Source organism: Paraplanobispora takensis, from assembly GCF_016863195.1.
GTDB classification, from domain to species: Bacteria; Actinomycetota; Actinomycetes; order Streptosporangiales; family Streptosporangiaceae; genus Planobispora; species Planobispora takensis.
The window spans coordinates 68,945-87,625 of record NZ_BOOK01000046.1; the positions used below are offsets into that span (position 1 = coordinate 68,945).

Sequence of the window (18,681 nt, forward strand, 5' to 3'; positions counted from 1 at the left end):
AGGAGCACACCGGCATGTCCACCGTCCGTCCCCCGCTTCCGCCCTTCACCGCCGAGACCGCCGCGCAGAAGGTCCAGGCCGCCGAGGACGCCTGGAACACCCGGGACCCCGAGCGGGTCGCGTCGGCCTACACGCCCGACTCGATCTGGCGCAACCGTGAGGAGTTCCTGTCCGGCCGCGAGGAGATCCGCGCGTTCCTGACCCGCAAGTGGGCCAAGGAGCATGACTACGCGCTGCGCAAGCAGCTGTGGGCCTTCACCGACGACCGCATCGCGGTCCGCTTCCAGTACGAGTGGCACGACGAGAGCGGCCAGTGGTGGCGCAGCCACGGCAACGAGCTGTGGGAGTTCGCCGCCGACGGCCTGATGCGCCGTCGCGAGGCCGGCATCAACGACCTCCCCATCGGCGAGGCCGAGCGCTCTGTCTTCGGGCCCCGCGGCGACGGCGAGCGCTGAAGGCGCGTCCCGCCGGGGCGGCCGGCCCCGGCGGGTGGGATGACCACAGGGCGGCCGGGGTCAGCGGACCTCGTAGATCGCGGTGGTGCCGCTGACCTCGTTGCCGACCACCAGCAGCGGGCGACGGGTCGGGCTCTGCCCGGCGGGGATGAACAGCACGCCCTCGGGGCCGACGTCCCCGGCGGTCCCGTCCTCGACCGAACCGGTGAAGTCGCGGGTGTTGACGTAGCCGGCCAGGCGCGGCGCGCGCGGATCGCTCACGTCGTAGGCGACGATCCCGCCGACGCGCTCCAGCCCCGCGAAGGCGTAGGTACGGCCGCGCACCTCGCCGACGGTGACGCCCTCGGGCTCGGGGCCCTTGTTGTCGCTGCGGCTGTCGGCGGAGCCGTTCTCCTCGTTGTCGGCGTTGAACTGCTCGGGCAGCCGCTGGGCGATCAGCTGCTCCAGCCCGTCGCCCGAGTCCCACACCAGCTCACCGGAGGCCGTACGGATCGAGATCGAGCGGGCGCCGAAAGCGTGCAGCTCGGTGTAGGCGCCGCTCGCGTCCCTGGGCGAGTCCGCGGCGACGTTCAGGCGGCCGAGCTCGGCGTCGTTCTTCAGCGCGGCGGCGTCGGGGAAGGCCGTGGCCGACAGATTCAGCGACTTCACCCGGACCTCGTCGGCGTGGCAGTCCCACTCCCGGCCGTCCCCCTCGTTGGCGGTGACGAGGTAGGTCCGTCCCCGGTCGCGGAAGTGCGCCACGGCGTCGGGCTGGTACATGCCCTTGACCGGCCGGGGCCGGATGTCCGTCCTGCCGTCCTTGTCGGAGGCGTCCATGCCGCTCTTCGACCAGTCCTTGAAGCCGAGCGGGACGATGTCGCGCACCTTGGCCCGGTCCAGGTCCACGATCGCGAGCGCGTTGTTCTCCTGGAGGGTGACGTAGGCGGTGTCCCCGTCCACCGTGATGTACTCCGGCTCCAGGTCCCGGGCGGCCGTCGCGCCGGGCCCGGAGATCCGCACGCCCTCGGCGCGCAGCCGGTCGGCGTCGAAGGCGGTGAAGCCCGCGGTCCGCACCGTCCAGCGGCGCACGTCGATGACGCTGACCGAGCCCTCGGGGTCGGCCGTCCTCCCCTCGCAGTAGGACTCCGCCTCGCCCTCGTTGGCGACGACCACCCGGCGGCCGTCCGGAGTGAAGGTCACCATGTCGGGCAGCGCTCCGACGGCCACCTCCTTGAGCTTCTTGCCGGTCCTGGCGCTGAAGAAGGCCACGGTGCCCGGCTCGGTCTTGACGGCGGCCTGCTGGGCCACGGCGACCAGACCGTCGCGGACCGCGACGCCGTTGGCTCCCGGGGTGACCAGGGTGGCGGCCTTCCGGGGGGCGCGGGGGTCACGGATGTCGAGCACGTCGACGGTGCCCGCCTGCGCGTTCACGACGAAGACCCGCCGGGTGCGCGCGTCGTAGGCGGTGATCTCCGAGGCGCCGGAGGCGACGATCCCGGTGGCGTGGCGGCCGAGGAAGGTCAGCTCGATGTCCCGGTTGCCGGATTCGGCCGTGGCGGTGCCGGTGACGGCGGCGGGCAGGAGGATCAGCCCGCCGACCGCGGCCGCGGCCGCTCGGGCGAGGGTCGTGTTACGCATGAGGCGCATCATCACGCAATTCCATGACCGGTCACCTACCCGGAGATGACCGGAGGATGAAGGCGGACGGAAGCAGGGCGCGCGCTGTCCGCGGCCGGAAGACAGGCACCCGGCGCTCGAACCGCCGGATCATCCCCGTCAGCGGTCGAGCCGGATCGCCAGCTGAGTCCGCCAGCGAGTCCTCATCCGCTCCGTCCGCGGGTCCGTGCGGTAAAGCTCGTAGCGGCAGCCGAACCGGTCGCCGGCAGGGTCCTGCACGCAGTCCATCGCCAGGTCGTTGCCGCGGATCCATTCCAGGAGGGTCCGGTTGGCCCGCCGCCCGTGCCCGGCATAGGTCATCGTGGCGTAATCCCCAGCCGGCAGGACCCCGGGCAGGACCCGCCCGTCCGGCTCCACGGCGGCGTCGGTGACGACCCCGACCTCGACGTGCATCTCCCCGGCCATGTCGACGACGTACAGCCTGAAGAACGTATCCCCCCGGTCGAACCGGGCATGAAGGTCCTGCATGAGCTGATCCCGGACCGAGAACATGCCCTTGAACGGAGTGACCGCCCGGATGCCCGCATAGTGCCGTTCGGGCAGGGCGACGACCTCCGGGGCCTCAACGATCTCCATCGCTGCATTTTGCCCTACCCGGCGGAGCCGATGTGGCCGCCCCATAGGATGAAACGGGTTCAGAGTCCCCGGTCCGCCGGGCTACCAGACGCCGGTCGAGCAGCCCTTCTCGCCGCTCTCGGTGTGGGTTATGCAGACCCGGGATCCCGCGTTCTCACCATTCCAGTGCCACGCGGTCTCCCTTCTCGTTCCGCTGACGACGTAGTAGTCGGACGCCTTCGTCCAGTTGTACTGGACGCTGCCGTCGCTGTTGTATCGCTTGCGCTCCAGCCAGCCGCTGCACCCCTGACCGCAAGCGGCCTCGAAGTAACCCTTGACGTCCGTATTCGTATTGAAGGGGTCTCTGTTCGACGTCCAGGCGTGACATACCCGGGAGCCGCCCTTGAGTTCGACGTATATCGGATACAGCGGCCGCGATATGGGCCCACCATGGACTCACCGTGATGGACGATGGCCGACGGCGCGCATGACACATGGCCGAGGCCGGCCGGCGACACTTGAAGCCGGTACAGATAGGACGAAACACCCACTCAGGGGGCGAACCCGGAGACGTCGAAACCGGTCAGCGGAGCGTTGGAGTCCCATACCAGCCAGTGATTCGGGTCCGGCTCGCGCTCGTAGTACGTCCAGCAGTCGATCAGCACCTCGGCGCGTCCGTCCCGGTCGTAATCGCCGGCCCGTATCGGCGTCGCCGCGTAGTCGTCCCCGAAGCAGCCGAACCAGTCGGTCTTGCGCCGCTCGGACAGACCTCCCGCGAGCAACTCGATCCGGCGGCCGACGCGGAAGACCAGATCGTCGCGGCCGTCGCCGTCGACGTCTGCGACGGTCAGCTTGTCGCGCAGGCCGGGTATCCGGATCACCTCCGGCGCCCGCGGCGCGCGTCCGTAGTAGACCGTGATCGCCTGGGTGACACCGACGGTCTCGGCGCCGGGCTCGTCGTTGCGGCTGCCGTCGTCGCCGACCGCGACATCCCTGCGGCCGTCCCCGTCGAAGTCGCCGGTGGCGATCGCGTTGCCCGGTCCGAGCCGATGGACCCGCAGGGAGGGGACCTCCGGCATGACGACCCCCTCGCTCTGCTCGCCGTCGCTGCTGTCGTGCAGGATGAGCCCGCTGCGCCGTCCCGGTCCGATCCGGTCGGCGACCACCCAGGTCGCGTCCCACCAGGGCACGTCCGGTCTATCGGGCTCAAGGACGAACGTACGGCTCGGCCTGCCGTCCCGGCCGAACGGCCCGTAAAGCACGGTGTAACCGCCACGCTCATCCGGCGGCCCGCCCGATGCGGGCAGGGCCATGGCCAGATCGGCCTCTCCGTCCCCGTCGAAGTCCCCTACGGCCGGCCATTGCGAGGGTCCGATCCCGAGGCGGGGCACCGGTACCACCGGCGACAGACCGCTCGTCACCGGCCCGGCCGGACCGCCCCACACGATGTGCAGTGCGGGGTCGGGGCCGCTGGGCAGTCCGAGCCGGATCGGGATGTCGGCATACCCGTCGCCGTCGAGATCGGCGCTCTCCGGCCGCCGGGCGCGCCATTCGGAACCGAGCGACCAGAGCGTATGATCCCCCGGCCGCACGACGGAGCGCCGCTGCGGGTCCAGGCCGCCGCCGGAGCCGTACAGGACGACGAGGGATCTCGACTTCGGCTGTCCGGGGACGCCCCCCTCGGTCCGCTTGGCGGTGATCACCGCGTCCGGGTAGCCGTCCCCGTTGACGTCGTCACTCAGCGTGCTCCCCCGCCCCCGCGGCACCCCCTTCGCCGTCACCGACACCGCCGGCTCGGCGGCCGGGGAGGTGCTCGACGGCCGGACGACCGCGGCCGGGCCCGGCGAATCCTGTCCCGGCGACGACGGGCCGGGACCGCTCGGCCGCCCCGCCTGAGGGGAGGGTGCGCGCTCCCCGCCCGTGCCGCAGGCGGTCAGAGCGAGCAGACCGGCCAGCATGATCCCGGCATACCGGACGGGTAGACGGGGAGATATCATGTTCGTCAGACGCCTGAATGCACCCCGTCGTTCCGATCTTCCTCCGACGTATCACTCATCCGCGTCGACCGGCTCCGGCACCGATCCGGCCGGAGGGCGGCCATCGGCTCCCGCGCGTGGTCGCGGTCGCGTCCACGATGACCGCCAGGGCCGGACCGCACCCGATCAACTTGAGCAGCACGATGCCGGAAGTCGCCAGAGCCACCATGACCACGGCCAGCACGAGCGCGGTGGAGGTCAGCAACCGGCCGCTGCGGCCCAGGCCGTGCACGACGGCCCGGGCGGTGTCACCGCATCGCCGCCCGCCGGACGGGCCGGGCGACGGGGACGTCCCCCCGGACAGGCCTCCGCAGGTCTAGCGGCGTACGGCCCGGCCGTTCGGCCGGGTGGGGTCCGGCGGCGTGTCGCCGGGTGTGCCGGGCAGGCTGATGCGTACCCGGGTGCCGCGGCCGGGCCGGCTGTCGATGTGCACCTGCCCGCTGTGCAGCTGGACGATCTTGTTGGTGATGGACAGCCCCACGCCGGTGCCGCCGATGGCCCGCTCCTCGGCCTCGCCGCCGCGGTAGAAGTCCTCCAGCACGTGCTCCAGATCCGCCGGGGCGATGCCGATCCCGGTGTCGCGCACCTCGATCGCCGGGACCGGTCCGGCGGTGACGATGACGATGACGCTCCCGCCGGGCGGGGTGAACTTGATGGCGTTGTCCAGCACCTGGGCCAGCGCGTGCTCCAGCCGGGCGGCGTCGGCCCAGGCCGTCACCGAGGCGGGGGCGCGCACGCCCACGGCGAGGTGGCAGTCGCGGGCCGCGGGCATGACCTTCTCCACCGCGCGCCGGGCCAGCTCGGCCAGGTCCACCTCGCCCGGGCGGTGGGCGAGGGTGCGGGCGTTGAGGCTGGCCATCAGCAGCAGGTCGTCGATCAGTGCCAGGATGCGATGGCTGTTGCGCTCGATCACCCGCAGGAACTTCTGCTCGGTCACCTCGTCCAGCCCGCCGTCCTTGATCAGTTGCAGGTAGCTGGCGATCGAGGTCAGCGGGGTGCGCAGTTCGTGGTTGACGGTGCGCAGGAACTGGTTCTTCAGCTCCTCCGTCTCCCGCAGCCGGATGATGATCTCATCTGCGCGCTGGGTGTAGTAGCGGGCCTCCATCAGGCCGGCGACGGCGGCGGCCAGCATGGTCAGCGCCTGGTGCTGGGGCTCGCCCAGGCGGCGCGGCACGTGGTCCATCACGCACACCGCGCCCAGAGCGTGGTCGTGGCTGGTGACGATCGGCGCGCCGCAGTAGAAGCGAACATACGGCTCACCGGTCACCCACGGGTTGGTGACGAAGCGCTCATCGGCCAGCGCGTCGGGGATCTCCAGCACCTCGCGGCTGCAGATGACGTACGAGCACGCCGTCGCCTCCCGGCCGCCGCGGGTCGCGGTGATGCCGATGCGGCCCTTGTAGTTCTGGCCCTCGCCGTCGATGAGGGTGACCAGCGCGAGCGGTGCCTGGCAGACGGTCGCGGCCAGGTGGGCCAGGGCGGTGAAGTCGGGTTCGGGCACGGTGGTCGGGGACTGCAGGACGGTCAGCTCCGCCAGGCGCTCGGCCTCGTCGGCGGGTATCGGGATGGAAGCCATCAGGCCCTCCACTGGCGTTCATGATTGTATGGAACGGTCGTGGTGGGTGATGTCCCGCTACAGCCGCGCTGGCCGGACTGCGGGCCAGAGGAATCCCTACCCACCCGCGCAACGGGTGTAACCGATGTATCCGCAGGTGGAAGCGCCGGGTCCGCCTCTGCACCGGTCGTGCCCACCTCGCCCCCTGCACCGCGGTCAGCGGGGAGCGCACATCATGGCCAAGGTGGCCGTCAGCGCGGCTCGCCGGCGTTCGGCCTGCCGGACCTCCTCGTGCGCGCGGTGAAGGGCGGCCAGGTCCCGGCGGCGCTGTTCGGCCTGGCGGGCCAGCAGCACGCCGGTGAGCACCATGGTGGGGACGAACACGAACGCGCCGGCCAGCGCCGCCACGGCCGCCTGTGGGTCGTCACTGGACAGGAATCAGGATCGGGTCATGACCGCTCTCCCCCGCTACCAAAACGCACACAAGGGCATGAATACCCACAAATGTGCGGCCGGTCCCAGCGAGACCCGGAAAAGGGTTGGACGGGATGACGTCCGGGCTTGTAGCTTGCGGGCGACCGTGACACCGCCCCAGGAGGTGAGACCCATGAACGCTGTATCGATGTGGGTGCTCCCCCTTCCCGTCACGGCCGGGCGATTGACGTAGGTGTCGCCGGGAGCGCCTCGATGACGGGCACTCCCGAAAGGCAACACCTATGCACTCTTCGCAGGTCACCCCCGAGCCGCCGTCGAACGACGGGGCCGAGCGCGCGCCCCTCGTGTTCGATGTGATCATTGCCGGGTGCGGGCCGACCGGTGCGATGCTGGCCGCCGAACTGCGGCTGCACGACGTCCGCGTACTCGTTCTGGAGAAGGAGACCGAGCCCGCGTCGTTCGTCCGCATAGTCGGCCTGCATGTCCGCAGTCTCGAACTGATGGCGATGCGCGGCCTGCTGGACCGCGTCCTCCCGCATGGAAGACGGCGTCCGGCCGGCGGTTTCTTCGCCGCCATCCCCAAGCCCGCACCCGAGGGCCTGGATTCCGCGTACGCCTATCTGCTGGGCATCCCGCAGCCGGTCATCGAGCATCTCCTCGAAGAACACGCGATCGGACTGGGTGCGCAGGTCCGGCGCGGTTGCGCGGTGGCCGGTCTCGAGCAGGACGACGAGGGTGTGACCGTCGAGCTGGCCGACGGGCAACGGCTGCGTTCGCGCTATCTCGTCGGCTGTGACGGCGCGCGCAGTACGGTCCGCAAACTGCTCGGCGTCGGCTTCCCCGGCGAGCCCGCGCGGACCGAGACGCTGATGGGCGAGATGGAAGTGGGCGTGCCGCAGGAGGAGGTCGCCGCCAAGGTGGCCGAAGTCGGCCAGACCCATCGGCCGTTCTGGCTGCGGCCCTTCGGCGGGGTCTACAGCGTCGTGGTCCCCGCCGCGGGAGTCGGCGACCGCGCGGAACCGCCCACTCTCGACGATTTCAAACAACAGCTGCGCACCGTCGCCGGAACCGATTTCGGCGTGCACTCCCCGCGCTGGCTGTCCCGCTTCGGGGATGCCACCCGGCTGGCCGAACGTTATCGGGTCGGGCGGGTGCTGCTGGCCGGCGATGCGGCGCACATCCATCCGCCCATCGGCGGGCAGGGTCTCAACCTGGGCGTTCAGGACGCCTTCAACCTCGGCTGGAAACTGGCCGCGCAGATCCGCGGCTGGGCGCCGGAGGCACTGCTGGACACCTACCAGGCCGAACGTCATCCGGTCGCCGCGGACGTGCTGGACAACACCCGCGCCCAGATGGAACTGCTGTCCGCCGAACCGGGCCCGCAGGCCGTACGCAGGCTGCTCACCGAGCTGATGGACTTCGACGAGGTGAACCGCCATCTGATCGAGAAGATCACCGCGATCGGCATCCGCTACGACTTCGGCGAGGGCCCCGACCTGCTCGGCCGCCGGATGCGCGACGTCGACGTGGAACAGGGGCACCTCTACGCTCTGCTGCACCGCGGCCGCGGCCTGGTGCTGGACCGCACCGGAGGCCTGACCGCCGGCGGCTGGTCGGACCGGGTCGACCACCTCGCCGATCCCACCGCGGCACTGGACGTCCCGTGCGTCCTGCTACGCCCCGACGGCCACGTCGCCTGGATCGGCGACGATCAGCAGGACCTGGACGACCACCTCTCCCGCTGGTTCGGCAAGCCCGCCGGCTGATTCCGCCTGAACGACCGCCCGCAGTCCGGTACGGCGTGCGGGTCAGCGGTCGCCCGCTTCCGGCAGTGGCCCCGCCCGGGCGCGGGGCTGCTGCCGGCCCTGGGCGTCCTTCGCGGTGTCCGTCATGGTTCGATCTTCGCGAAGGAGGATGGGCCCGGTGTAGACGTCGAAATCGCCAGTGGGGGATGACAAAAGTCATGACGCTCGCCGCAAGGCCCCCGGATCGCCCTCTACCGGTAGACCACCGGCTTGTCCTGCTCACCGGGGAACACCATGATCAGCAGCTCCACTGCGCCGTCAGGCGGGTCCGGCACCTGGTAGACGAGCTTTCGCCCGCGCAGGTGCACCCGCACCCGGTAGGCCCCGGGCCCCGCGGCCGTCAGGCCGGTCAGGCTCTCGCCGTTGCCGTCGGACAAGGTCAGGGCCCCGCTGGGGCTGTCGTAGCCGACCTGCACCACCTCGTCCCATCCCTTGACCTCCAGCGGCGGTTGCCGACGGTAGGCCTCGACGGTGACGCACGCGTGGCCGATCTCGTCGGCCGCCCAGATCGCCAGCCCGCCGCGCTCGCTGCCGACCAGTTCCTCGACCAGATCCGGGACAGCGCCCTCATACCCCTCCTCCCATCCGGTGATGGTCCAGAACTCCGTCCACATGGTGGCGCGGGCCTGCCGTACCGGCTTGATCTTCGGGCGGTGCGGGCGATGCCGCCCGCAGGCCTTGTCCCTGGCCGCGTGGTACGCCGCCTCTTCGGCCTGCCTGCGCGCGCCCTCCTGCTCCCGCCAGCGGGCCACTGCGGGGCACAGCGGGCCGAGCGCGGACGCCAGCGGCCCGTGCGGCGCCTCCTGTACGGCCGGCGCGCCGGTATCGCCGCCATACCGGGTGGCCACGCCGCACAGGTGGTGTCCCTGCGCCACGACCACCCGATCGGGAGCGTCCTGCCAGCCTTCGATGCCATCGTCGCCGTGGAAACCGTGATAGCCGCGGACCTCGCACAGGAACGTCTTCTCCGCCTGGCTCAGCCCCTCGGCTGTGCCGTCGCCGAAGCCGGCGCAGTCCAGCTCGCCCTCGGTGCTCACCTTGCCGGAGGGGGCAGCCTGAGCCGTGAGGAGCAGGGTCGCCGTCACGGTCAGGATCATGGCGGTCGTGCGCGCGAGGCGGCCGCGCCGGACGAACGCCCGCCGCGGGAGCCGTACCGCGAGCAGGACCAGAATCGGGGGCAGCAAGTGGTAGAGGTCCCAGCCCGCTTGCGCGTTCACCACCTCCGGCGGCCCCCAGGCCTCCAGGCAGTGCGGGCCGAACGCCCCGTCGAGTGCGAGCAGCAGCAGATCGGGCAGGCGCCGGAGAAGCAGGAGCGCGGCCGCGCAGCGGGCGATGACCCCGCCGAGCCGCTCCCGCCCGGTCCGGATGCCCGCGTACCAGCCTGCCAGCGCCAGGAGGAGCAGCGGTGCGCCGCCGTAGTCGAAGAGCGGGAGTCGCGAGATCAGATGCTCCGGGATCATGAAGTGGATCCGAGCGCCCGCGCACTGCCCCCAGGCCATGTAGGTGTAGTACCGGGAGCCGTCGTCTCCGGACAGCAGCGAGGAGACCCAGGAGTAAAGGCTGGGAGCGAGCGCGGTCAGCAGGGCCGCGGCCCAGAGCATCCATGATCGTCGGAACACGAGAGGGAAGACTAGAGGAGCGGCGGAAAGCGAGGAAGACCCTTGCCCACCGCCGGGAAGAGCAGGTCGTCCCGGTGTCGGCCTCGGCCCGCAGAGCCGGGTGAAGGGTGCCCGTGAGGGAGGCCCCCGACCCCGGCCGGCACCGCTGGTGCGTGCACGACGTGCGGTCCCACTGGGTTCCCGTGTTTTCCCGACCGACCTCCTTTACTATGTAGATCACAATATGGCCCATATTCCCCGATCCTGATCATGCGGAGGGAGCAAGAGCTTGCTAGGTCGGTCGCGCGCTGCCCATGATGAGATCTCCGGCCCCCTGCCCGGCCGGGGCCGCATCCGAGGCGGGGGTCGCGTTGCCTGATCAGCCGTTGGTCTACAACCCCTACGACTACGCCCTGCACGACGATCCCTACCCGACCTACGCGCGCATGCGCGAGGAGGTCCCGTGTATGTCAGCACCCTGCCGGAGGTGCCGTTCTACGCTCTGAGCCGGCACGCCGACGTCTGGACCGCCTGGCGCGATCCGGCCCGCTACTCCAACAGCCACGGCGTCTCCCTGGAACTGTGGTCGCCCCAGGCCCGCCGGCGCAGCTCGTTCATCTCCATGGATCCGCCCGAGCACACCGCCTTCCGGGCACTGATCTCCCGCGGCTTCTCCCCGCGGCGGGTGGCCGAGCTGGAGCCGCGCATCCGCGAACTCACGCGGGCCCGCCTGAGCACGGCCGTCGAGATGGGCGGCTTCGACTTCATCACCGATCTGGTGCAGCGCATCCCGGTCGATGTCATCTCCGAACTCATCGGCGTGCCCGAGGCCGATCGCGACCAGGTGCTGGCCTGGTCGAACCTGCTGGTCCAGCGGGATGAGGACTTCACCATGCCGCACAGCGCGATCGAGGCGACCCTGCACCTGGTCGGCTACTACACCGACCTGATCGCCGAACGGCGCCGCCGCCCGGGCGAAGACCTGGTCTCGGCACTACTGGCCGCCGAGATCGACGGGGCGCGCCTGTCGGAGGCCGACATCTGCGCGGTGTTGCTGCTGCTGGGCGCGGCCGGCAACGAGTCGACCACCAAACTGCTGGGCAACGCCTGGTACCAGGCCGCCCGCCACCCCGGCCAGCGCGCCCTGGCCTTCGCCGGTGCGATCGAGGCCTGGATCGAGGAGACGCTGCGCTATGACAGCAGCGGGCAGATGGTCGCCCGGCTGGTCACCGCCGATGTCACCTGGTACGGCCAGAGGGTGCCGGCCGGCTCACGCATGCTGCTGCTGGGCGCGGCCGCCAACCGCGACCCGCGCGTCTTCCCCGATCCCGAACGCTTCGACCTCACCCGCGACACCGGGGATCTGCTGTCGTTCGGCACCGGCCCGCACTTCTGCCTGGGCGCGGCCCTGGCCCGGCTGGAGTCGCGCGTCGTGCTGGAGGAACTGGTCGCCGCCGTACGGGAGGACTACGAGATCGGCACCCCGGTGCGCATGCACTCCCCCAACATCCGCGGCTTCGCCGCCCTGCCCACCGTCGTCGAACCCCGGTAACCGATGACCGGAGCCGGGCGCTCAAGCACCACCCGCAACTCCACCGGGCCGCCCGCGGGCACTCGGCCGACATGGCGGAGCACGGCTACTTGTCCAACACCTCCCGTGACCGCCGATCCCTCTCCGACCGCATCAGGAAGGCCGGTTTCACCGGCGGCACCAGCTGGGGGGAGAACGTCGCGACGGGCCTTCGCACTCCGGCCGCGGTCGTGCAGTCCTGGATGAACCACTCCGGAACCAAGGTCAACATCATGAACTGCAAGTTCACCTACATCGGGGTCGGCGCGGCCGAGGACTCCGACGGCGCGATCTACTGGACCCAGGACTTCGCCGCCAGATGACCCGCTTCGCGGTGAGCCGGGACGAGGCGGACCGCCCGGCATCGGCAGCGCGCCTAGCGCGAGAGCGGCTCCGAGCCGGGCACCGGTGCCCGCGTGAGCCGCCGGACCAAAGCGGTGGAGGACTCCTGGGTGAGCCACGCACCCGATAGCTGCACCGCTCCATCGGTGATCGCGCTCGTGACCGTCCCGGCGGACAGGACCACCCCGTCCACGACTATGGCGACCTTGTTACCGGGGTCGGGCTGCCCGGCCGCACGACCGCTCAGTTCACCGAAAGCGGCGCTGTCAGCGGGGGCGAAAGTTATCACCAATGCCCATTCGTCGATATCCGGCAGTTCCTCAGCCCGCACGTCCCTGGCCTGCCTGATCGTCATCCCCTCGGCCAACCGGTAGCACAAGGATCCGTCCCGATCCGGTAGGTCCTCACCTGTGCAGGGAGAGTCGTCGGCGATCTCCTTGATCTCCAGCACCGGCCGGAAGCCGACCGGGGTGGCGAGGGTGAACGGAGGCTTGTCCGCCGCGGCAGGCTCTGCTGCGGAACGGTTCACCATGACGAGCGCCGCAGCCGCGCCCGCGACGACCACGACGACCGCGAGGGCGACGATCCATCTTGCGGTGCGCCGGGGCGCAGGAAGGGGTTTGTGCATCATCGCTCCACGAACGGTAAGAACCGGTGATCGACAAGGAGCATGAAAGATAGCCCTGCACGGTGCCGTACGGCGTCCCTCAGCAGAGGGACCGCGGCTCCGCCCGTGAGCTGACGTCATCAGGCTCAGCCGATCCCGAGGCGGGCTGAGCACGGAGCGCGGCACCGTTGAACGCCGCTTCCGGAGCTCGACGCCTGGCGCTGCGGACCCGCCGCAGCAGGCGCACCCACACCGACCAGCGCGCGGGGCGGCGGCTGAGCCGGCCGGTCGCGGCGCGCTCGGCGTTGTCGAAGAGGTCTTGCATCAGCGCCTCGTGCAACCAGCGGATCAGGAGCGGCCACAGGATCTTCATGCGCCCCCGGGTGGTGCCGATGATCGTGTGCGTGAGCCGGGAACGATCCGACCCCTCCGCGGTGATGACGAGCTCGTGGTGGCCGTCGAGGCCCAATTCCGGGTCGAAGGAGAACCGCAGACGGCGGCCGGGCTCGTATTCGGCGACGCTGTAGCGGATGGGGCCGTGACCGCCGCGCGATCCGGGAGTCAGCCCCGCGTCCAGGACGAGCGGTGGCCAGGACGGAGTGGGCCAGAGGCGGTCGTCGGCGGTCGACACCCGGTCCAGCAACGCGCCGAGCCTGTCCGCCGATGCGTTGATCGACCGCTGCTGGACGTTCCTCATGCCTCTCCCCCGTCCGCCGATCTCCAGTGGAACCGTACGGCGTCGACTGGATCGCCGAGAACGCGGGGTGCGAGGTCGGGCATCGGGTCCGATGGCCGTCAGGGCTTGATGGCCGTGCCCTGGGCGGAGACCAGGCGCCAGGTGCCGGAGGCGTCGGCGGCGAAGACGTGGGTGTAGCGGCTGCCCGCGCTGAACGTCGTGCCGTCCGGGTTCTGGAAGGTCATACTCGTTCGGCCGACGACCAGGCCGACGTCACCGATCCGGCGGACGAGGGCCTCTTCGGGGAAGGAGCCGATCGCCGGGAAACGCAGGGCGCCGCCGGTGATCAGGTTGAGCAGGGTGGCCTTGTCGGCGATCGCTCCGTCCTCGACGCCCACCAGGACGAAGTCCTCGGCGAGGAGCGCGTCCAGCAGGGCGGCGTCGCCGTCCATCAGGGCCTGGAAGAAGTACTGGTCGTGCCGCAGCAAGGTGTCTCGGTTCATAGGCGGGCCAGCGTAAGGGTTGTCACCGGCGTCAAGGTCAAGCCTGGCGGTCCCCACGGCTCCACGAGCGGGTGGGGGAAAGAGCGCCGATGGACTCTTGACGGGGGCGCTGCGATATTTGTCGGATGTGGCAGTTCGTCGACCGGACGGAGCTCGAACGCCGCTGCCGGTTGCCGGGCGGCCTCGGCGTCGCACCCTCCCGGGAACAGTCCCTGGCCCGCGTCCCCGGCCTGCTCGCCGAGGGCGAATGGGACAGCGCCGTGGTGCTCGCCTTCGACGGGCTGGGTTACGACCACGCCGCCGCGACCCTCGCGCCCGACCGGCTGACGGCGCTGACGACGACGTTCCCCAGCACGTCCGTGACCGCCTGGCCCACCGTGCTGACCGGCGCGGGGGCCGAGGAGCACGGCCTGGTCGGCGTGCGGTTCCGCGCGGGCGGCGGGCTGGCCGACTGCTTCGCCGAGGGGCCCGCGCCCGGGACGGTGGGAGAGACCGTGTTCGAGCGGCTGTCCGCGCGCGGCGTGCGGTGCCTGGTCAACCCCGGCGAGATGGCGACCTGGCCCGCCTGGTGGCACTCGGCGGTCACCAGGGGCGCGATCGCGCTGCCGCCGTGCGCGGACTGGGAGAAGATCCGGTACGAGCCCGCAGCCATCGCGGAGGCGGCCGCCGCCGAGGTCGCGGCCGGGCTGGCGCGGCGCGGGCCGGGACGGTCGCTGGTGTGGTCGTGGATCAACGTGGACGACTGCGTGCACCGGACCGGTCCCTCGGCCGGGCTGGACGCGGCGTTGCGCGAGATCGGGACGCTCGCCCGGCGTCTCGCCGACCAGGGGCACACGGTGCTGGCCCTGTCCGACCACGGAGCCGTGCCGAGCCGGTGCCCGCCCGCGCTGGCCGAGGGGTTCGCGGCGGCCACCGGGCCCGGCACGTGCGCGCTGCCGCCCGGCGGGGCCGGACGGGTGCGGTGGGCCTATCCGAAGCCCGGCAGGGCCGGCGAGGTCGCCGGCAGGCTGACCGAGTTGCTCGGTGACGACGGCCTGGTGACGACGCCGGACGGGCTGGCCCGGCTGGGGCTGCTGGCCATGGAGGGTTCGGTGCCGCACGCGCTCGGGGAGGTCGTCTGCCTCGCGGTGGGACCGCGCTTCCCCGTACCGGATCCGGGTGTGGCCCGGGAGCACGGGTCGGTGAGCGCGGGAGAGATGATCGTGCCGCTGGCGGTGTGGGAGACGTCCTGACATGACGGGGTACGCGGTCGTGGGGCGGCTGCTGCGGGCGGCGGGAGCGGGGCCGCAGGTGTGGATCGCGGCCGGGGACCTCGCCGCCTGGTCGGCGGGGCTGGCCGCCGCGGGGTTCCGCGCCGTGGCGGGCCCGCCGGCCGGGGTGACGCTCGTGGACGGTTCGGACCTGAGCGGGCCGGCCTTCCGGCGGCTGGTCCTGTCCCTGCCGCCGGAGGGCCTGCTCTGCGCGGTGGGGGGCCAGGACGTGAGGGAGTGCGGCTACGAGGTGATCGCCGCGGCCGGCGGGTGCGTGCTGGCCCGGGGCGTGGCGGTGGCGGTGCCGGACGCGGCCGGCCGGGCGTACGAGCAGGACGGTGCGGGCCTGCTGGACCTGCGGTGGTCGCCGGACGAGGTCGACTGGCCGGATCCCGACCCGCGCGAGGTGTGGCGCGAGATGACGGCCGTCGCCGAGACGGCCCGGGCTTACGCGCTGCACGACCCCTACGGCGGCCGGGCGGGGGACGTCCTGTCGCGGTGCCTGCGATGGCCGGTCGAGCCCGATCGCGTGACGTTCGGGGCGGGGGTGGCCTCGCTGCTGCGCGACCTCGTGCCGCTGGCCGACGGCGGAACCGTACTGGTGGGACGGTACGGGTTCGCCGACGTGCCCGGCTGGGTGACGCAGGCGCGCTCCCCGGTGCGCTTCTTCGACGACGGCGGGCCCGGCCCGTCCTGGTGCGAGGAGCTGCGGCGGACGCGGCCGTCCCTGGTGATCGCCGATCGGCCGACGCAGCGCGGCGTCGTCCACCCGCTCGGCGAGCTGGCGACCGTGCTGGAGGAGGCCTCGCGGCTCGGCGCGATCGTCGTCCTCGACGAGGCCAACGCCAACTATCTCGAACCCGGGCTGAGCGCGGTGCGGCTGACCGGGCGGCACGACAACCTGGTGGTGGTCCGCGGGCTGTCCAAGGGCTACTGCCAGGGCGGGCTGCGGGTGGGGTACGCCGTCGCGCCGGCCGCGCTGACCCGGCGGGTGCGGGCGAGCGTGCCCGCGCTGCAGACCGGCGAGCTGGCGTTCCGGGCGGGCCTGCGGATGCTGGCGCTGCCCGATCCGCTGGGCGGGCTGCGAGCCAGGATCGCCCTGATGCGGCCCCGCGCCGTGCGGGCCCTCACCGCCTTCGGCCTCGCCCCGGATCCCGGGCATCCGTCGCTGCCCTGGGTCACCGCCCCCTCCGACGCCGTCGAACGGCTGGCCGCGCACGGCGTGCTGGCGAAACGGCTGCGGGCGGGGGGCCGGCCCTGGCCCGACCTGGCCAAGATCGCGGTGCCGCTCTCGGACGAACGCGCCGCCGCCTTGACCGAGGCGCTGAGCGGCGGACGGACGGCCACCCGATGACCGGCGAGCGGACCGGTCGGGCGATGACCGGCGAACGGACCGCCACCCGATGACCGGCGAGCGGACCGGTCGAGCCAGGACCGGCGACGAGGGCGGGTTGCGCGTCGCCGGCAGCATCGACGACCTCACCGACGCCGAGCTGGAGCACTGGCGGGCGGCCACCCGCGCGGCCCCGGCCTTCTACCGCCCGGCCTTCCTGCGCGCCTACGAGCGGGCCCCCCTCGCCCCCACCGACGCCTTCCACTATCTCCTCCTCCCCGACGCCGTCCTGCCCGCCTACCTCCAGGGCACCGAGGACGCCGCCGGCGACGTCTCCGGCCTCGGCCTGCCCGCGCGGCCGCAGGACCGCATCCTGCTCACCCACGTCACCCACTGCTACGACACGGTGCTGCCCGCCGCGGCCCCCCTGGCGAGAGCCGTTCCCGCCGCGTGCCGGGCGCTCGCCGAACTGGCGGCCCGGCAGGGGGCGCGCTGGTTCGCCTTCCTGGACGTGGACGCCTCGGGCACGCTGGCCCGCCGCCTGGCCGCCGAGGGGTTCACGCCCGTCCCCATGGAGACCCGCCACCGCCTCGACCTGCGCCCGTACCGCGACCTCAACGACCTGATCGCCCGCCACCCCCGCCGCTCGTACGCCGGCCGCTGGCTGCGGCGGATCCGCGCGCGCGGCGACGTCGAGACGACCGTGCTGTGCCCGCCGTTCGGGGACGGCCGGGCCGCCGAGGCGGTGGAGCTGTGCCGGCGCACCACCGCCCGCCACGGCACGCCGGGCTACTACCCGGAGCAACTGCACGCGTTCGTCCGTGAGGCGGGCGAGGACGTGCGCGTGGTCGAGACCCGCGTCGGCGGCCGGCTGGCCACGGCGGTGATCTGCCTGCTGGACGCCGAACGCTTCCACCTGTGGGCGGGCGGCACCGACGAGTGCCTGTCCGGCCGGGGGATCAGCCGTTACGCGCTGCTCGTGTCCAGCGTGCTGGGCCCCGCCCTGGCCTGCGGAGCGCGCTGGCTGGAGGCCGGTCGCGGCAACGCGGGCGTCAAGGAGCACTTCGGAATGGAGCCGGTGCCGCTGGCCGGGTTCGTGGGCACACTGTGACGCGCCGTCTCGCGCCGGCCGCCATGCTCTCCTGCACGGCGCTGTCCGCGCTCGGCGACTATCTCGCGGTCACCGCGCTCGCCCTGCACGTCCAGCGGCAGAGCGGCTCGCCGGTCACGGTGTCGGCGCTGATGCTGGCCGGGCTGGTGCCGCTGGTGATCTTCGCGCCGCTCGCGGGGACGGCGCTCGACCGGTTCGAGGCCAGGCGGCTGGTGTCCTGGACCTTGTGCGTCCAGGCGGGGCTGGCCGCCGGGCTGGCCTTCGCCCAGCAGCTCTGGCAGCTCCTCGTCCTGCTCTTCCTGCTGGGGACGGCCGGCGCGATCACCCAGAACGGGCTGGTCGCCCTGCTCCCCGGGCTCGCTCCGCCCGAGCGGCTGGCCGGTGTGAACGGCTGGTTCGAGGCGGGCAGGGCGGCGGGCGTCACGCTGGGGCCGCCGCTGGGCGGGATCGTCACCGCCGCCTGGGGACCGCGGGACGCGCTGCTCGCCGACGCCGCGACGTTCGCCGCGCTCTGCCTGGCCCTGCGCCTGGTGCCCGCCCGCCCACCGGCGCCGGTGCCGGGGCCGGGGCCGGGGCGTGCGGAACGGGAGCTGACGGCGGGCATCGCCTTCCTGGTGCGCCGCCCCCCGCTGCGGCGGGCCGTCGGCGTCCAGATCGGGGTGACCTTCTTCCTCGCCGGTGTGAACGTGGCCGAGCTGTTCTTCGCCACCGGCACCCTGCGTGCCGGAGGAGCCGGCTACGGCGCGCTGGTCGGCGTCTGGGGGCTGGGCATGGTGGCGGGCGCGCTCGGCGCGGGACGATGGGCCCCGCCGGGCCCGTCCGCGCTGATGGCGCTGCTCTCGGCCGCCGGGATCGCCGCCGGCGCGGCCGTCGCCCTGGCCGGGACGGTCGCCACCTACCCGGTGGCGGTGGCGGGCTGGACGGTGGCGGGCGCGGCCAACGGCGTACTCAACGTCACCCTGCGCACGCTGCTCCACCGGGGCGCCCCGGCCGGGCTGCACGGCCGGGTCTTCGCCGTCCAGTACGCCGGCTACAACGCCGCCAAGATCGCCGCCCTGGTGACGGCGGGCCCGGTCGTCGTCCTGCTGGGCCCCGCGGGCGCCGTCGTCGCCATCGGGGCGTGCACGGCCGTGGTCGGCGCAGTGGGGGTGACCACGTCCCGCAGGCGGATGGACGCGGAGTGAAGTGCGGCCG

General features: G+C 72.4%; 17 protein-coding genes and 1 pseudogene. 8 read left to right on the plus strand and 10 right to left on the minus strand.

Going from position 1 to position 18,681, the window contains the following annotated elements; all coding sequences use genetic code 11:
- Window positions 1-14: 14 nt before the first annotated feature.
- Entirely contained in the window at window positions 15-455 is a 441-nt protein-coding gene (locus Pta02_RS30125) for a nuclear transport factor 2 family protein (protein ID WP_203878354.1), read from the plus strand.
- Between the two features lie 60 nt (window positions 456-515).
- On the opposite strand, the gene Pta02_RS30130 is transcribed toward Pta02_RS30125, so the two are convergent.
- From Pta02_RS30130 to Pta02_RS30155, 6 genes are all read right to left on the minus strand, one after another.
- On the minus strand, window positions 516-2,072 hold the full coding sequence (locus Pta02_RS30130; RefSeq protein WP_203878355.1) for a choice-of-anchor I family protein: 1,557 nt from the start codon (window positions 2,070-2,072) through the stop codon (window positions 516-518).
- A gap of 138 nt (window positions 2,073-2,210) precedes the next feature.
- Window positions 2,211-2,687 (minus strand): GyrI-like domain-containing protein, encoded by a 477-nt coding sequence (locus Pta02_RS30135; RefSeq protein ID WP_203878356.1) that lies wholly within the window; start codon window positions 2,685-2,687, stop codon window positions 2,211-2,213.
- 530 nt (window positions 2,688-3,217) lie between these two features.
- The gene (locus tag Pta02_RS30140; RefSeq protein ID WP_203878357.1) at window positions 3,218-4,624 is read right to left on the minus strand and encodes an FG-GAP repeat domain-containing protein; all 1,407 of its coding nucleotides are present in this window, start codon (window positions 4,622-4,624) and stop codon (window positions 3,218-3,220) included.
- Window positions 4,625-4,718: 94 nt separating this feature from the next.
- Window positions 4,719-4,934, minus strand: a complete 216-nt coding sequence (locus Pta02_RS30145) for a hypothetical protein (protein ID WP_203878358.1) — start codon at window positions 4,932-4,934, stop codon at window positions 4,719-4,721.
- Window positions 4,935-5,018: 84 nt separating this feature from the next.
- Window positions 5,019-6,278: a GAF domain-containing sensor histidine kinase gene (locus Pta02_RS30150; protein ID WP_203878359.1), complete on the minus strand. Its 1,260-nt coding sequence runs from the start codon at window positions 6,276-6,278 to the stop codon at window positions 5,019-5,021.
- A gap of 195 nt (window positions 6,279-6,473) precedes the next feature.
- Window positions 6,474-6,665, minus strand: a complete 192-nt coding sequence (locus Pta02_RS30155) for a hypothetical protein (protein ID WP_203878360.1) — start codon at window positions 6,663-6,665, stop codon at window positions 6,474-6,476.
- Between the two features lie 371 nt (window positions 6,666-7,036).
- On the opposite strand from Pta02_RS30155, the gene rox reads away from it, so the two are divergent.
- A complete protein-coding gene (gene rox, locus Pta02_RS30160; RefSeq protein WP_203878396.1) occupies window positions 7,037-8,458 on the plus strand; it encodes a rifampin monooxygenase in 1,422 nt (473 codons plus the stop codon).
- A 230-nt stretch (window positions 8,459-8,688) separates the two neighbouring features.
- Here rox and Pta02_RS30165 read toward each other — a convergent pair whose 3' ends face one another.
- Window positions 8,689-10,116, minus strand: coding sequence for a hypothetical protein (locus Pta02_RS30165; RefSeq protein WP_203878361.1), 1,428 nt, complete (start codon window positions 10,114-10,116; stop codon window positions 8,689-8,691).
- Window positions 10,117-10,558: 442 nt separating this feature from the next.
- On the opposite strand from Pta02_RS30165, the gene Pta02_RS30170 reads away from it, so the two are divergent.
- Both Pta02_RS30170 and Pta02_RS30175 read left to right on the plus strand, forming a co-directional pair.
- The gene (locus Pta02_RS30170; RefSeq protein WP_239131339.1) at window positions 10,559-11,647 is read left to right on the plus strand and encodes a cytochrome P450; all 1,089 of its coding nucleotides are present in this window, start codon (window positions 10,559-10,561) and stop codon (window positions 11,645-11,647) included.
- A 20-nt stretch (window positions 11,648-11,667) separates the two neighbouring features.
- Window positions 11,668-11,988: pseudogene (locus tag Pta02_RS30175) on the plus strand (CAP domain-containing protein); the annotation flags it as partial.
- A gap of 53 nt (window positions 11,989-12,041) precedes the next feature.
- Here Pta02_RS30175 and Pta02_RS30180 read toward each other — a convergent pair.
- The 3 genes from Pta02_RS30180 to Pta02_RS30190 form a co-directional block, all read right to left on the minus strand.
- Window positions 12,042-12,638: a SecDF P1 head subdomain-containing protein gene (locus Pta02_RS30180; protein WP_203878362.1), complete on the minus strand. Its 597-nt coding sequence runs from the start codon at window positions 12,636-12,638 to the stop codon at window positions 12,042-12,044.
- A gap of 76 nt (window positions 12,639-12,714) precedes the next feature.
- A complete protein-coding gene (locus Pta02_RS30185) occupies window positions 12,715-13,311 on the minus strand; it encodes an SRPBCC family protein (protein ID WP_203878363.1) in 597 nt (198 codons plus the stop codon).
- Between the two features lie 98 nt (window positions 13,312-13,409).
- Window positions 13,410-13,793: a DUF4440 domain-containing protein gene (locus Pta02_RS30190; RefSeq protein WP_203878364.1), complete on the minus strand. Its 384-nt coding sequence runs from the start codon at window positions 13,791-13,793 to the stop codon at window positions 13,410-13,412.
- Window positions 13,794-13,918: 125 nt separating this feature from the next.
- Between Pta02_RS30190 and Pta02_RS30195 the strand changes: the two genes are divergently transcribed.
- Genes Pta02_RS30195 through Pta02_RS30210 form a run of 4 tightly spaced genes read left to right on the plus strand, consistent with a single transcriptional unit; the run spans window position 13,919 to window position 18,671 of the window.
- Window positions 13,919-15,025 (plus strand): alkaline phosphatase family protein, encoded by a 1,107-nt coding sequence (locus Pta02_RS30195; protein ID WP_203878365.1) that lies wholly within the window; start codon window positions 13,919-13,921, stop codon window positions 15,023-15,025.
- 1 nt (window position 15,026) lies between these two features.
- A complete protein-coding gene (locus Pta02_RS30200) occupies window positions 15,027-16,397 on the plus strand; it encodes an aminotransferase class I/II-fold pyridoxal phosphate-dependent enzyme (RefSeq protein ID WP_203878366.1) in 1,371 nt (456 codons plus the stop codon).
- A 49-nt stretch (window positions 16,398-16,446) separates the two neighbouring features.
- On the plus strand, window positions 16,447-17,487 hold the full coding sequence (locus tag Pta02_RS30205; RefSeq protein ID WP_203878367.1) for a GNAT family N-acetyltransferase: 1,041 nt from the start codon (window positions 16,447-16,449) through the stop codon (window positions 17,485-17,487).
- Window positions 17,484-18,671, plus strand: coding sequence for an MFS transporter (locus Pta02_RS30210; protein ID WP_203878368.1), 1,188 nt, complete (start codon window positions 17,484-17,486; stop codon window positions 18,669-18,671). Before Pta02_RS30205 ends, Pta02_RS30210 begins: the two co-directional genes overlap by 4 nt.
- The last annotated feature ends 10 nt before the right edge of the window (window positions 18,672-18,681 follow it).

Bases quoted from the DNA above. Each gene is read 5' to 3' on its own strand.
- Pta02_RS30125 (WP_203878354.1), top strand. From the start codon at position 15: ATGTCCACCGTCCGTCCCCCGCTTCCGCCCTTCACCGCCGAGACCGCC.
- Pta02_RS30185 (WP_203878363.1), bottom strand. From the start codon at position 13,311: ATGAGGAACGTCCAGCAGCGGTCGATCAACGCATCGGCGGACAGGCTC.
- Pta02_RS30190 (WP_203878364.1), bottom strand. From the start codon at position 13,793: ATGAACCGAGACACCTTGCTGCGGCACGACCAGTACTTCTTCCAGGCC.
- Pta02_RS30195 (WP_203878365.1), top strand. From the start codon at position 13,919: ATGTGGCAGTTCGTCGACCGGACGGAGCTCGAACGCCGCTGCCGGTTG.
- Pta02_RS30140 (WP_203878357.1), bottom strand. From the start codon at position 4,624: ATGCTGGCCGGTCTGCTCGCTCTGACCGCCTGCGGCACGGGCGGGGAG.
- Pta02_RS30180 (WP_203878362.1), bottom strand. From the start codon at position 12,638: ATGATGCACAAACCCCTTCCTGCGCCCCGGCGCACCGCAAGATGGATC.
- Pta02_RS30135 (WP_203878356.1), bottom strand. From the start codon at position 2,687: ATGGAGATCGTTGAGGCCCCGGAGGTCGTCGCCCTGCCCGAACGGCAC.
- Pta02_RS30200 (WP_203878366.1), top strand. From the start codon at position 15,027: ATGACGGGGTACGCGGTCGTGGGGCGGCTGCTGCGGGCGGCGGGAGCG.
- Pta02_RS30150 (WP_203878359.1), bottom strand. From the start codon at position 6,278: ATGGCTTCCATCCCGATACCCGCCGACGAGGCCGAGCGCCTGGCGGAG.
- Pta02_RS30130 (WP_203878355.1), bottom strand. From the start codon at position 2,072: ATGCGTAACACGACCCTCGCCCGAGCGGCCGCGGCCGCGGTCGGCGGG.
- Pta02_RS30205 (WP_203878367.1), top strand. From the start codon at position 16,447: ATGACCGGCGAGCGGACCGGTCGAGCCAGGACCGGCGACGAGGGCGGG.